Origin of the sequence: Actinokineospora cianjurensis, from assembly GCF_003663795.1 — a bacterium.
In the GTDB taxonomy this organism is placed as follows: Bacteria; Actinomycetota; Actinomycetes; order Mycobacteriales; family Pseudonocardiaceae; genus Actinokineospora; species Actinokineospora terrae.
Genome location: NZ_RCDD01000001.1, coordinates 2,429,904 through 2,442,907, shown reverse-complemented (window position 1 = coordinate 2,442,907; position 13,004 = coordinate 2,429,904). Strand labels below are relative to the sequence as shown.

At 70.5% G+C, this 13,004-nt stretch carries 11 protein-coding genes; 7 read left to right on the top strand and 4 right to left on the bottom strand.

All coding sequences use genetic code 11. From position 1 onward, the window contains the following. The first annotated feature begins 125 nt into the window (after nucleotides 1–125). On the top strand, nucleotides 126–1,124 hold the full coding sequence (locus tag CLV68_RS11140; RefSeq protein WP_121390272.1) for a S1 family peptidase: 999 nt from the start codon (nucleotides 126–128) through the stop codon (nucleotides 1,122–1,124). 231 nt (nucleotides 1,125–1,355) lie between these two features. On the opposite strand, the gene CLV68_RS11135 is transcribed toward CLV68_RS11140, so the two are convergent. Further along, nucleotides 1,356–2,990: an ABC-F family ATP-binding cassette domain-containing protein gene (locus CLV68_RS11135; RefSeq protein ID WP_211346464.1), complete on the bottom strand. Its 1,635-nt coding sequence runs from the start codon at nucleotides 2,988–2,990 to the stop codon at nucleotides 1,356–1,358. Nucleotides 2,991–3,071: 81 nt separating this feature from the next. On the opposite strand from CLV68_RS11135, the gene CLV68_RS11130 reads away from it, so the two are divergent. After that, entirely contained in the window at nucleotides 3,072–3,740 is a 669-nt protein-coding gene (locus tag CLV68_RS11130) for a phosphatase PAP2 family protein (protein ID WP_147459938.1), read from the top strand. 36 nt (nucleotides 3,741–3,776) lie between these two features. Then, nucleotides 3,777–3,959, top strand: a complete 183-nt coding sequence (locus tag CLV68_RS11125) for a hypothetical protein (protein ID WP_143073599.1) — start codon at nucleotides 3,777–3,779, stop codon at nucleotides 3,957–3,959. A 23-nt stretch (nucleotides 3,960–3,982) separates the two neighbouring features. On the opposite strand, the gene zapE is transcribed toward CLV68_RS11125, so the two are convergent. Next, nucleotides 3,983–5,008: a cell division protein ZapE gene (gene zapE / locus CLV68_RS11120; RefSeq protein ID WP_121390270.1), complete on the bottom strand. Its 1,026-nt coding sequence runs from the start codon at nucleotides 5,006–5,008 to the stop codon at nucleotides 3,983–3,985. Between zapE and CLV68_RS11115 the strand changes: the two genes are divergently transcribed. Continuing rightward, on the top strand, nucleotides 5,007–5,825 hold the full coding sequence (locus CLV68_RS11115; protein WP_121390269.1) for a pyrimidine reductase family protein: 819 nt from the start codon (nucleotides 5,007–5,009) through the stop codon (nucleotides 5,823–5,825). The genes zapE and CLV68_RS11115 overlap by 2 nt on opposite strands. 17 nt (nucleotides 5,826–5,842) lie before the next feature. After that, nucleotides 5,843–6,928: an ATP-dependent DNA ligase gene (locus CLV68_RS11110; protein WP_121390268.1), complete on the top strand. Its 1,086-nt coding sequence runs from the start codon at nucleotides 5,843–5,845 to the stop codon at nucleotides 6,926–6,928. Here CLV68_RS11110 and CLV68_RS11105 read toward each other — a convergent pair. Then, nucleotides 6,925–8,064 (bottom strand): substrate-binding periplasmic protein, encoded by a 1,140-nt coding sequence (locus tag CLV68_RS11105; protein WP_170224208.1) that lies wholly within the window; start codon nucleotides 8,062–8,064, stop codon nucleotides 6,925–6,927. The two genes, CLV68_RS11110 and CLV68_RS11105, sit on opposite strands and share 4 nt — an antisense overlap. 374 nt (nucleotides 8,065–8,438) lie before the next feature. On the opposite strand from CLV68_RS11105, the gene CLV68_RS11100 reads away from it, so the two are divergent. Then, nucleotides 8,439–10,514 (top strand): caspase family protein, encoded by a 2,076-nt coding sequence (locus CLV68_RS11100; protein WP_121390266.1) that lies wholly within the window; start codon nucleotides 8,439–8,441, stop codon nucleotides 10,512–10,514. Here the strand turns inward: CLV68_RS11100 and CLV68_RS11095 are convergent. After that, entirely contained in the window at nucleotides 10,425–11,960 is a 1,536-nt protein-coding gene (locus CLV68_RS11095; protein ID WP_121390265.1) for an alpha/beta fold hydrolase, read from the bottom strand. The genes CLV68_RS11100 and CLV68_RS11095 overlap by 90 nt on opposite strands. Nucleotides 11,961–12,100: 140 nt before the next feature. Between CLV68_RS11095 and CLV68_RS11090 the strand changes: the two genes are divergently transcribed. Beyond that, nucleotides 12,101–13,000 (top strand): EamA family transporter, encoded by a 900-nt coding sequence (locus CLV68_RS11090; protein ID WP_425454830.1) that lies wholly within the window; start codon nucleotides 12,101–12,103, stop codon nucleotides 12,998–13,000. Nucleotides 13,001–13,004 lie beyond the last annotated feature (4 nt).

The window sequence follows — 13,004 nt, the reverse complement described above, 5'->3', positions numbered from 1 at the left end:
AGGCGGACCCTATGCAACGTTGGGATTGTTTCGGTAGTTCACGCGCCGCACATAGTTGGTTCCACGCCCGGCCACCCCGGTACCGGGCGGACGAGATTTCTCCCTGCGTCAAAGGAAACCTCCTCATGAAAATCCGCACCTTGCTGCGGGCTGCCCTCATCCCGGCGGTTCTCGCCGCCGCGGCCGTGGCCATGCCCAGCGCGCTGGCGGCACCGCCGCCGTCCGACCCGCCCACGATGTCGCCCGCGATCGTCGGCGGCAGCCAGGCGACCGAGACCTACTCGTTCATGGGTTCCATGCAGGTCAACGGCCGCCACGGCTGCGGGGCCTCGCTCATCGCGTCGCAGTGGATGGTCACCGCGGCGCACTGCGTGACCGGGCAGAACGGCCAGATCATGCCCGCGTCGCAGTTCCGCATCCGGATCGGCTCCACCAACACCGGCAGCGGCGGCACTCTCGCCTCCGTCTCGCAGGTGGTGCGCCACCCGTCTTACAGCGGTCAGGTCGGGCCGGGTGACATCGCCCTGTTCAAGCTCTCCAGCACCGTGTCGCAGGCGCCGATCAGCATCAACGACTCCTCCCCCGCGGCGCAGGCGTCGACCAGGCTCATCGGCTTCGGTCAGACCTGCCCGCAACAGGGCTGCGGTGGGGCGTCGACCACGCTCAAGCAGCTCGACACCCGGATCAACCCGGACAACATGTGCTCGCAGAGCTTCAACGCCTCGACCGAGCTCTGCATCTACAGCACGACCAGCCAGACCGCGTGCTACGGCGACTCCGGTGGCCCTGCCGTGGTCAAGGTCGGCACCGCGTGGCGACTCGTTGGGGCTACCAGCCGCGCGGGCGCCAACGGCAGCACTTGCGGTACCGGCAACGCCACCATCTACACCGACGTGACCGCGTACCGCTCGTGGGTCAACCAGTACGTGGGCGGTAGCGGTCCCGGGCCGGACCCGGAGCCGCCCACCTGCTCCGCGCAGGCGTGGAACTCCTACACCCAGTACCCGCCGCAGTCGAGCGTGTCCTACCAGGGCTACGAGTGGCGCAACAGCACGTGGAGCTACCGGGAGACCCCCGGGTACAGCTACAACTGGCAGCGCGTCGGGACCTGCGCCCGCCGCTGATAGTCCTGACGACCAGCGGTAGCCGTGCGGTGGTAGGCACCCCACCGCACGGCTATCGGGCCGGACCCGGGAGCCCTCACACGGGCGACTCGCCTGTGTTCCCCGGGTTCTCCCGGCGCGGACGGTGCGCCGGGGGAGGCACTGGCCAGGTGAAGGTCTGACAGCGCGTCGGCCCGCGCTGGTCAGGGGTGGGGAGCCGGGTGGGGCGGTGGCAGGAGCCGCCCCGCCCGGTCATCCGCGTTCCCGGACCACCCGGCGCTCGTCCCACACCGGCCGGTCCACTTCGGACACCCGACCGTCCGAGCGGAACACCAGGAACCGGTCGAACGAGCGGGCGAACCAGCGGTCGTGGGTGACCGCGACGACGGTGCCGGAGTAAGCGGTCAGCGCGTCCTGCAGCGCCTCGGCCGAGTGCAGGTCGAGGTTGTCGGTCGGCTCGTCGAGCAGCAGCAGGGTCGCGCCGGACAGTTCCAGCAGCAGGATCTGCAGCCTGGCCTGCTGGCCGCCCGACAGCGTCTCGAACCGCTGCTCGCCTGCCGCGGCCAGGCCGTAGCGGCTCAGGGCGGAGGCGGCGGCGCCGCGGTCGAGGCCGGGGCGGGTGTCGTCGCCGTGCCACAGGATGTCGACGAGGGTGCGGCCGACCCACTCGGGGTGCTGGTGGGTCTGCGCGAACAGCCCGGGGTTGACCCTGGCGCCGAGCCGGCAAACCCCCGTGTGCGCTACCGAGTCCTCTTCGGAGAGCAGCCGCAGGAAGTGGCTCTTGCCGGAACCGTTGGAGCCCAGCACCGCGAGCCTGTCGCCATAGAAGACCTCCATGTCGAACGGCTTCATCAGCCCGGTCAGCTCCAACTGCTCGCAGGTGATGACCCTGACCCCGGTACGGCCACCGGTGAGCCGTGGGGTAACCCGTTGCGGACGCGGCGGCACCGGCGGCGGACCGGCTTCCTCGAACTTGCGCAACCGCGTTTGCGCCGCGCGGTAGCGGCTGGCCATGCCGTCGCTCATGGTGGCCGCGCGCTGCAATGAGCGGACCAGTTCCTTGAGCTTCTCGTGCTCCTCGTCCCACCGCCGCTGCTGCTCGGCGATCCGGTCCCACCGGGCCTCGCGCGCCTCGGCCCAGGTCGCGAACTTGCCCGCGTGTGTCCACGCGGTACCCGCCTCCACGGTGACGACGTGGGTGGCCACGGCGTTGAGCAGTTCGCGGTCGTGGCTGATGAGCAGGACGGCCTTGTCTGTCTCGGCCAGTCGCTCTTCCAGCCAACGCTTGCCCGGTACGTCTAGGTAGTTGTCCGGCTCGTCGAGCAAGAGGACCTGTTCGCGTCCTCTTAGCAGCGCCTCCAGGACCAAGCGTTTCTGCTCACCGCCGGAGAGCGTGCGAACCTCGCGGAACCGCGCCTTGTCAAAGGGCATGCCTAGAGCAGCGATGGTGACCGTGTCCCAGAGGACTTCGGCTGTGTATCCCCCGGCCTCGTCGTAGTCCACCAGCGCGGCGGCGTAGCGGAGTTGGGTGGGCTCGTCGTCGGTCTCCATGAGCGCCATCTCGACGTCGTCCAGCTCTTGCGCTGCCTTGCGCAGTGGGGCCGGTGCGACCGCGAGGAGCAGGTCGCGGACGGAACGGTCATCGCGGACGGAACCCACGAACTGCGGCATGACGGCCATACCGCCACGCGCGGAGACTGACCCGTCGGGCGCGGTCAGCTCACCGGAGATGATGCGCAACATGGTCGTCTTACCCGCGCCGTTCTCACCTACCAGCGCGACAACCTGGTTGGCGTTGACCTTGAGGCCGGCGTCCCGGAAGAGCACCCGCCCGTCCGGCAAGGTGTAAGACAGTCCGTTCGCCTCAAGATGACCCACGGTGTGCATAGTCGCTCACTCCGAGACGCGGCGGCGAATGACTTTCGGCAGCCGGTTGGCCAAGAGCGGCCGCCGGGCATAGTGGTGGGCGTGGAAGCGCACCGGTTGATGCCCAGGTTCATGGTGCTGCCCGCGGTGGGGGTGGCGACCGCGTGCTTCGGCGTCGTCGGCTTGGTGGGTCGCGAGGTGAGCGGCCCGGTGCCCGAGGTGGACTCGCTGGGGTTCGCGGCCGCCGACCGGGTGTTCACCGCCGTGCCCGGTATCGCGGAGCCGCTCTCTTACGCCACCCACCCGGTCGCGCTGATCGGTGTGATCATGCTCATGGCGATTGTGGCCCATCGGGTGAGCCGACCCCGGGTCGCGCTACTGGCCGTGTTCGGCCCGGCGGTCGCGGTCACCTTCAACGCCTGGGTGCTCAAGCCGGTTGTCGGCCGCGAACTCGACGGGTACCTGGCCTACCCCAGCGGGCACACCACCGCCCTCGTCTCGATCCTCACGGTGTTCACGCTGGTCACGGCGTCGAACGCGGCCCAGGGGCGGCGGCTGCGCGCCACCACCGCGACGGCGGTGGTGTGCCTGGTGCTGACCGGTGCCGCGGTGAGCGCGATTGTGGGCCTGCGCTACCACTACCTGACTGACACGGTCGGTGGTTCCTGCTGGGCCATCGGCGCGGTGATCACCGTGGCCGCGGTCCTCGACCTGCTGCCGGGCCGACACCCGGCGCTTCGCCTGCGGCGCGAACAGGCGTACCGTGCGTAACCTGGCAGTGCCCTCGTGCGAACGGAAAGGATGGCGGTGACCGACACACCCATCTACGACCAGATACGCCAGGAACTGCGCGCCAAGGCCGAGGAACCCCCACCGCAGGGCGGCAAGCGCGGCCAGCCGGAGTCCGGCACCGGCGTCTCGGTCTGGGCGCTGATCGACGAGCACCGCCCGCCGGAGAAGCCCAGCGGTGGCGGACGCCGCCGTTCTTGAGTCCTGCCCCCGCCGCCTGATCCTCAGCCGGTCAGGGTCGCCGCGTCGCGGGAGAGCGCCACGAGCCTGCTCACCGCGCGCAGGTACTTCTTGCGGTAGCCGCCGCGCAGCATCTCCGCGGTGAACAGTTCCGACACCGGCGCGCCGGACACCACCACCGGGATCGCGCGGTCGTAGAGCCTGTCCGCGAGGGCCACCACGCGCAGCGCCACGTCCTGCCCGGACAGCGGGCGCACACCCCGCAGGTGCACCGCGCGCACGCCGTCGACGAGCTTGCCGTAGCGGGACGGGTGCAACCGGGCCAGGTGCGCGCACAACGCGCCGAAGTCGTCCACAGTGGACTCCGCGGTGGCCTCGGCGCGCGCGGCCAACTCCGCGTCGGACACCGGGGGCGGCGCGTCGGGCAGGCCGCGGTGGCGGTAGTCGGGACCGTCGACCCGCACCACGGTGAACCGGGCCGAGAGCGCCTGGATCTCGCGCAGGAACTCGTCGGCGGCGAAGCGGCCCTCGCCGAGCTTGTCCGGCAGCGTGTTGGAGGTCGCCGCGACCGAGACGCCCGCGTCGGTCAGCTCGGCCAGCAGCCGGGTCACCAGCATCGTGTCGCCGGGGTCGTCGAGTTCGAACTCGTCGACGGCCAGCAGCCGGTGCTCGCTCAGGCGGGCGACGGCCTCCCGGAAACCCAGCGCTCCCACCAGGTTCGTCAGCTCGACGAAGGTGCCGTACGCCTTCGGGCCGGGGACCGCGTGCCACACCGACGCGAGCAGGTGCGTCTTGCCGACGCCGAAGCCGCCGTCGAGGTAGAGGCCGGGTTTGCCGTCGGGCTTGCCGCCGCCGAAGACCCGGCGCAGCAGGGACCGGCCCTTGTCCGCCCCCGTCACCCGGTCGGCGAAGGCCGCGCACGCGGTGACGGCCGCCGCCTGGGACGGCTCCTGCGGGTTGGGCAGGTAGGTGTCGAACCGGACCACGCCGAAGCGCGGCGGCGGGACCAGCTCGGCGACCAGTTCCTCGGCGCCGACCACGGGCTCCCGGTCGACCAGGTGAGCGGACATGCGAGCGAGCGTAACGGCGTGCTCTGATGGTGCCGTGCACAGGCTGTGGCCCCCCACCCGCGTTTCCCCAGGTCAGGCTTCACCCGATGTGGTGGACGACACCGAGCTGGAGCGGATCTACGACTACCCGCCCGCCCTCGACCGCGCGTGGGTGCAGAGCAACTTCGTCACCAGCACCGACGGCGCGGTATCGGTCGACGGGCGGTCGGCAGGACTGTCGAGCCCGGGTGACAAGCGCATCCTCGCTCTTGGCCGGGACCTGGCCGACGTCATCCTGGTCGGGTGGGGCACCGCGCGCGCGGAGCGCTACCGGGGCGTGAAGGCCACGGAGGTGCGCGCGACGCGGCGGGCTCGACTCGGGCTGAGTGCGCTACCGCCGATCGCCGTGGTTACCGCGCGCGGGTCGGTGGAACCGGACTCGCATCTGGTCCGGGACACGGTTGTCCCACCTCTGGTGATCACGACCTTGCAGGCACCGGCTGACCGTCGTGCCGCGCTGGTCGACGCGGGGGTCGACGTGATCGTGGCGGGTGAGATCGAGGTCGACCTGGGGGTAGCGCTAGCGGAGCTGTCGGCGCGTGGGCTGCGCAGAGTCAACTGCGAGGGTGGGCCCCGCCTGCTGGGGTCACTGATCGCGGCAGACCTGGTGGACCAGATGTGCCTGACCGTGTCGCCAGTCCTGGCCGGTGGGTCTTCCGGGCGGGCCGCCACGGGGCCGGAGACGGTGCCGGTAGCACTATCACTGGCGTCGGTGCTGACCGATGAGGGGTTCCTGATGCTGCGCTACCGCCGCGAGGGGCAGCGCGACGGGCGTTGACGAGGCAAGATGGCCCCGTGGCGCTACCGCTGACCCCGCCGGTCCAACCGATGCTGGCCAAGCCGTCGAAGTCGATCCCCGACGGCGAGGGCCTGGTGTTCGAGCCCAAGTGGGACGGCTTCCGCTGCCTGGTGTTCCGCGACGGCCCGGAGGCCACCCTCCAGTCGCGGTCGGGCAAACCGCTCAACCGGTACTTCCCGGAGGCGCTGGTGGCGCTGCGCGAGGCACTGCCGGACCGGGTGGTGGTCGACGGGGAACTGGTCGTCGACATCGACGGCAGGCTCGACTTCGACGCACTCGCCGAGCGCATCCACCCGGCCGCGAGCCGGGTGACCATGCTGTCGGAGAAGACCCCGTCCCGCTTCATCGCCTTCGACCTGCTCGCCCTCGACGACGACCTCTTCATGGACGCCCCCGGCTACGACCGCCGCCGCCTCCTGGAGAACGCCATCACCCCGACCGACCGGGTCCACCTCACCCCGGCCACCATGGACGCCGACCTGGCCAGGCAGTGGTTCACCCTCTTCGAGGGCGCGGGCCTCGACGGCGTCATGGGCAAACCCGCGGGCGGCCCGTACACCCCGAACAAGCGCACCATGCTCAAGTTCAAGCACTCCCGCACCGCCGACTGCGTCGTCTCCGGCATCCGCTGGCACAAGGGCACCACCCCGGGCGAGGCCATCGGCTCCCTCATGCTCGGCATCTACGACCGCACCGGCAACCTCAACCACGTGGGCGTGGTGGGCTCCTTCACGGCGGCCAACCGGCGCGCGCTCGCGGTCGAACTGGCGGAGCTGATGGTCGGGGGAACGGCCAACCACCCGTGGATCAGCGGGGAACAGGTGGACCAGGCCCGGGTCCCCGGCGCGATCTCCCGATGGCGGACCACCGAGCAGCCTTGGGTACCGCTGCGGCTCGAACGGGTGGTGGAGGTCGCGTACGAACACACGGAGGGCGGGTACCCGAGCCGCTTCCGCCACACAGCGCAGTTCGTGCGCTGGCGCCCGGACCGGACGCCGGAGTCTTGTACGTATGACCAGTTGGAGGAGCCTGCGAACTACGACCTCGCGGCTGTTCTGCGGGGGGATGTGCGCGCCCGCTAGTCCGAGCCACCCGGGCCGGGCAAGCCGCAAAAGCGCTCCTCGGTCACCTTAGGGTGGTGCCAGTCGTCGGTGTTGAGCACTGAGCGATCCTTCAGGTTGGCGTTGTACGCCTTCGTCCACGCGCTCGCGCCCCCACCGGCGATGAACTCGTCGATCGCCTTCGTGAGATCCCGGCACAACTGGGGATGTCCCGGCCGGAACGCGATGCCATATCTCTCCGTCGACGAACTCGACGATGCAGGGCCTATGTCCAAGAGCGGGCTCTTGTCCTCGTACCTGACAATGGAGACCTCGGGTTTGCTCGCCCGGATGATGCTCCAGTCGGAGAAGATGAAAGCCGTGTCATCATCGATGGCGAAGAACTTCGCGAGACAACCCGCCAGATCGATCTGCGACTCGTCGATCACCAGCGGAGTGCGGAATTCCCTCTCCTTCCGCGTCTTCAAATTCACCATGGCCGTGTAGCCGGTGGTGCCCGGCACCGCACAGCCGTAGGACTTGCCGTTGACCTCCTCCGGCTTGGGACCACTGATCAACATGGTCGACATGTCAATATAATAGGGACCTGCCATGCCGAAGGCAGCGCGCCTGTCCTCGGTGATCGAGAACGCCGAGATGACCAGATCCGCCGGATCCTTGGTCACCCCATCCCACTGCTTCTGCCGTTCCTGCTGCGTGAGCTTCTTGAACCTCAGGGTGAATCCGTACTTCTGCTTCAGGAAGTTCGCCAGGTCCACGTCGAAGCCGGAGTAAGTGCCGTTCGACTCCAAACTCCACCCGGGGAGGTTTCCGTTGATCCCGATCACCACTGTCTTGTCCGCGGCGAGGTAGGACGCCGCGCCGTCGTCGCTCGAACCGACGATGATCGGGCCTGCTGGGCTGGACTCCTCGTGCGGCGGGGAGTCGACCGCGATGGCCTGGGGCACGAAGACGCCCGCGACCACGAGGGCCACTGTCACCCCAAGGGAAGGCCACCGCCAGCGGGCGATCGAGGCGGTGCCAACCTCGTGCGCCAGCCGCACCCGGTAGGCCGCGATGAAGACGATCGAACAAAAGCCGGTGACCGCGATTCCCACGGCCGCCAATCGGCTACCCGAGTTCGAGAGGGTGAACCCGACGACCACCAGGACGGCCACCAGGCCGAGTGCGGGTCCCACCCAGAGCAACTCGCCGAGGAGTGCTCCCGGATTCCGTCTCCGCCGTCTGTCGACATCATCAGCCATCGGCGCAGAGTATCGGTTCAGCTGCCGCCGCAAGCGCCCTTCGGACCAATCGTGACCTGGCGGCACCCATATCCGACCGCGCTATCCGACACCTTCACTCAAATGGACGCGCGATGGCGCGTAACGCGCAACCCGGTGCGAACGACGCGCTTCCTCGTACGGCGTCGCAACCTTTCGACAATCAGTCCTGGTCATCGCGGACAACTCGGTAGACTACGGTTCCTGCGGCGAGAGACTTTCACTTTCCACAACTGCGCGCCGACAATGCCCGAGGAGACCAGTAGTCGATGAGCACGGCGAACACCCCGGGATCGGCCACCGCGCAACCCGCAATCCGCAACAGGTACGCGTTGATCGTGGCCAACTCGACCTACAGCCAGGCGGGTCTCAGCCAACTCCACGCGCCCGCGCAGGACGCCGAGCAACTCGCGGCGGTGCTGCGCGATCCCCGGATCGGCGGGTTCGACGTCCGCACCATCCTGGACGGCGATTCCCCGGAGGTCATGGAAGCGGTCGAGGAGTTCTTCGACGACCGGCTCTCCACCGACGTGCTCCTGCTCTACTTCTCCTGCCACGGAATCAAGGACGAGAACGGCGACCTCTACTTCGCCTCGTCCTCCACGAAACTGCGCAGGCTGGCGGGCACGGCCGTTCCGGCCCACACCGTCAACCAGCTCATGAACCGAACCCGGGCCCGTCAGGTCGTGTTGTTGCTCGACTGCTGCTACTCCGGTGCGTTCGGCAGGAACATGACCGCGCGGGCGGGCGGCGCGATCGACATGCGCGGCGACTTCCAGGGTCGGGGTCGGGCGGTCATCACCGCGTCCAGCGCACTCGAGTACGCCTTCGAGGCGGGCACCCTGGCCGATGGCGACACCCCGAGCCCCTCGGTGTTCACCCACGCCCTCGTCGAGGGGTTGAGCACCGGCGACGCCGACCAGAACCGGGACGGGCTGGTCAGCCTGGTCGAGCTGTACGACTACGTGTTCGAGCACGTCCGCAGCCGCTCGCCGAGCCAGACACCGAGCTGGTGGGCCGCGCAACTGGAGGGCGAGTTCCACGTCGCCCGCAATCCCGCGGTGCGGCCCGCGACGCTGCCCGAGGACATCCTGCTGGCCACCTCCAGCAGGCTCGCCCACATCCGGGTGGCGGGTGTGCGGGAGATGGCCGAACTCCTCACGGCCGAGCACCGGGGCATAGCGCTCGCGGCCCGCCTCGCGCTGGAGATCCTGACCACCGACGACAGCGACATGGTCCGCACCGCTGCCAAGGCGGCGTTGGCCGACGCCGGGTACGGGGAGCCGTCCGACCCGGTCCTGGTCACCCCAACTCCCGGCACCGGTGAGGGCGCGGCTGATCCCCGGCCCGGGAACACCGGTCCCGAGGCCCCGGAGTCCGCCACGCCGAACAGGTGGGCCCGGGGTGTGAGTGCCGCCTCGGCACTGGCGCTGTCGATCGGCCTGGCGGTACCGGTGGGCAACGCCAGGTTCGCCGAGCTGGGTCCGTTGGCGGTGCTGGCGCTCGTGACCTCGGTGGTCGTGGCGCTCGTCCTCGCGACCGTCCCGACCGGACACCGCTCCCAGCGCTGGTCGCCCGGCGTGCTGGCGGGGTCGGGGATAGTGCTGTTGATACTGCTCACCAAGCTGTGGTTCCGGCACGGGGGCACCGTCGTCGGCCTGGCGTTCTGGGCGATCGCGATCGGCGCGGCCGCTGGGGTTCTGGTCGCCTTCACCACGCGCCCACCCGGCAAGGGATCCGGGCAGCTGTCGGTGCGCAGGCTGGTGCTCCTGGCCTCGGGGATGGCCGGGGTGGTCATCAACGCCCTGGCTCCCAGGTGGATCCAGGACGGCGAGCACCTCTACCTCACCGTCGCGCTGGTGCTCTGCGTGGTGCTGTTGGCCGGGTGCTCGATCGGCGACCTGCTGCGGCGGAGCAGCCGCGGTGAGCGGGTGGGGTTCGACGGCGGTTTCCTGGCGTTGCTGCTCATCAACGCCAACCTGGTGCTCCTGGACCTCGACGACTCGGCTGCCGTGGCGGCGTACACCTCCGTGACCGTCGGGGTGCTGCTCGCCCAGGTGGCGTTCGACGGAGTGCCCCGGCCCTTGCTGCTCGCTCGTGTGGGCGCGCTGGGCGGGCTGATCATGAGCGTCAGCGCGGTGCAGCCGTACGCCCACAACTCGGCCATCCAGGCGGTGCACACGGCGGCGGAGGTCGCCATGGCACTGCTCGCGCTGATGTCCTACTACCGCTCCGTCACGCCTCGCGAGGAGGGGTCACGGGGGGCAGACGGTGCCGTCGCGGGGAGCGGTGGCGTTGAGGAGGAAGGACTGGGCGGCTTCGGTGGCGCAGGGGGAATGACCTAGGGCGCCGTGGCCGGTGCCCTGCCAGGTGATGAGGGTGGCGGTGGTGAGCTGCTGGGCGGCGCGCTCGGTGCCCGACAACGGGGTCAGCGGGTCGGTGGCGGTGGCCAGCACGACGATCGGCGGGGCTGTCGGCGCGGTGGGGGTGCTGACCGGGTGCGACGGGACCGGCCAGGGGCTGCAGACGGCCAGCCACTCGGCGGTCAGGGCGCCGAAGTAGGGGTAGCGGGTGTTCCAGTCCTTCGCGGCCGCGTTCAGGGCCTCTGTGGACAGTCGGGACTTGGTGTCGTTGCAGCGGGTGACCAGGGTGGCGTCGAAGGTCGCGGGGACCTCCTCGGACTCCAGGACCAGCGGGGTGACCAGCGCCGCGAGGGCGGTCGGGTTGCCGCCGCGGGCATCGGCCAGCGCCCTGGACAGGGCGGGCCAGCCTGCGCGGTCGGCGAGGGCGGCCTGGACGGCGCGGAGGATGAGGCCGGGGGTCAGGTCGATGTCGTCGGTGGCCAGCGGGGCGCTCGCGGCCTGGTTGAGCACCTCGGCGAACGCCTGCCTGGCGTTCGCGCCCAGCTCGCAGGCCCGCTTCGCGCAGTCGTCGGCGAACGCGGCGAAGGTGGCGTCGGCACCTGCCGCGACCCCCTCCAGCGCGACGACGGCGTCCTCGTTCGGGTCCGGGGCGCCGTCGAGCACCACGCGGCCGACCCGGTCCGGGTAGCGGTCGGCGTACACGGCGAGCACCCGGGAACCCTCGCCGTGACCGATCGCGTGCAGGCGGTCCATCCCGAGGGCGACCCGCAGCGACTCGACGTCGGCGGCGGTGCGCCAGGTGTCGATGGCGGGCAGTCGGGACTCGAGCGCGATCGAGCACTGCTGGCCCGCGGTGCGCGCCTGGTCGACCAGGCCCTCGACGTCGAGCGCGCGCGGGTCGGCGTCGAGCAGCGCGAACCGGACCTCCTCCGGCACGCACCGCACGGCGTCGGAGTTGCCCGTCCCGCGCCGGTCGATCCCGACCAGGGAGAACTTCGCCAGCAGCTCGGGCGGCAGCAGTTCGGCCAGGCGCGCGGCGTACACGGTCCCCGGCAGCCCGTCGACCTCGTTGACGACCACGAGCGGGATCGGGCCCGTGCCCGCCTTCAGCACCTGGAGCCGCACACCGCCGCGACCGGGCGCGTACGGGGAGTCGAGGGTGCCGGTGATCTTCCCGCAGGCGATGTCCACCTTGGCCGGTGCGGGGAACGCCGCCAGCACCTCGGGCCCGCACGGTCCCCAGATGGAGCGCCCGGGGTTCGGCTGGTTCAGCTGCGGCACCGGAGCGGGACCTGGGGCAGCGCTCGAGGTCGACACACCCGGGTCGCCGCCGTCGTTGACCACGATGCCCGGTCGGACCGACGGCCCCGCGGTGCAGGCGGCCAGCAGGACCAGCGGCAGCAGCAAGACACCGCGACCAACCCTCACGCCTGCGCCGTCCCTCTCCCTCGCCGACCGAACACCCCCACCTTGGCACGGCCCGGGTGAGAACCCGGTGAGCGGCCCCGTGAGCAGCGCCAACCGAAACACATGGGATGAATCCGGGGGCGCTGTCGTAGTGTGCGGGCGTGGTGGTCGCGCAGGTTGATCGCAGTCCGGTGCCGCGCTGGTCGGCAGTCCTCTCCGGGGTGCCCAGGATGGTCGGAGCAGCGCCACCCACGGTGCAGGTGCTGGCGGCGATCGTCAGCGTGCAGGTGGGTGCGGCGCTGGCGAAGCAACTGTTCGCGACCACGGGAACAGCTGGGACGGTGACGCTGCGGTTAGTCCTAGCGGCGGTGGTCTTGGTCGCGCTGTGGCGACCGTCCTTACGCGCGAACCGGCGCGCGATCCCGGTGATCGTGGCTTACGGGGTCGTGCTCGGGGTCATGAACCTGTGCTTCTATGCCGCGCTGGATCGGATCCCGTTGGGCATAGCGGTGACGGTCGAGTTCCTGGGGCCGTTGGCGGTCGCGCTGGCCGGGTCGCGGCGGTGGCTCGACGGGCTGTGGGCGTTGTTGGCGGCCTCGGGCGTGGTCCTGCTGGCCAACACCGGCGGCGACGTGTCGGTGGTCGGGCTGCTGCTCGCGCTGGCGGCGGGCGCGTGCTGGGCCGGGTACATCCTGCTCAGCGCCGCGCTGGGCAGCCGGACCACCGACGGCTCCGGGTTGGCGCTGGCCGCGGTGGTGTCCGGGCTGCTGGTGGCGCCGTTCGGGATCGCCGGGGCCGGGACGGCGCTGCTCGCGCCCGGCGTGCTGCTCGCCGGGCTCGGCGTCGCGCTGATGTCCTCGGTGATCCCCTACTCCCTCGAGCTCAAGGCGCTGCGCAGCATCCCGCCGCGGGTCTTCGGCGTGCTGATGAGCCTCGAACCCGCGGTCGCCGCCGTCGCCGGTCTGCTCGTGCTCGGCGAGCAGCTCCGGCCGCCGCAGTGGATCGCGATCGTGTGCGTGGTCGCCGCGTCGGCCGGGGCGACCAGGTACGCCCGCCAGTGACCAC

What these genes read in the sequence shown, in the direction of transcription:
- CLV68_RS11140 (WP_121390272.1), top strand. Translation starts at nt 126, where the DNA reads ATGAAAATCCGCACCTTGCTGCGGGCTGCCCTCATCCCGGCGGTTCTC.
- CLV68_RS11135 (WP_211346464.1), bottom strand. Translation starts at nt 2,990, where the DNA reads ATGCACACCGTGGGTCATCTTGAGGCGAACGGACTGTCTTACACCTTG.
- CLV68_RS11115 (WP_121390269.1), top strand. Translation starts at nt 5,007, where the DNA reads ATGCGAGCGAGCGTAACGGCGTGCTCTGATGGTGCCGTGCACAGGCTG.
- zapE (WP_121390270.1), bottom strand. Translation starts at nt 5,008, where the DNA reads ATGTCCGCTCACCTGGTCGACCGGGAGCCCGTGGTCGGCGCCGAGGAA.
- CLV68_RS11100 (WP_121390266.1), top strand. Translation starts at nt 8,439, where the DNA reads ATGAGCACGGCGAACACCCCGGGATCGGCCACCGCGCAACCCGCAATC.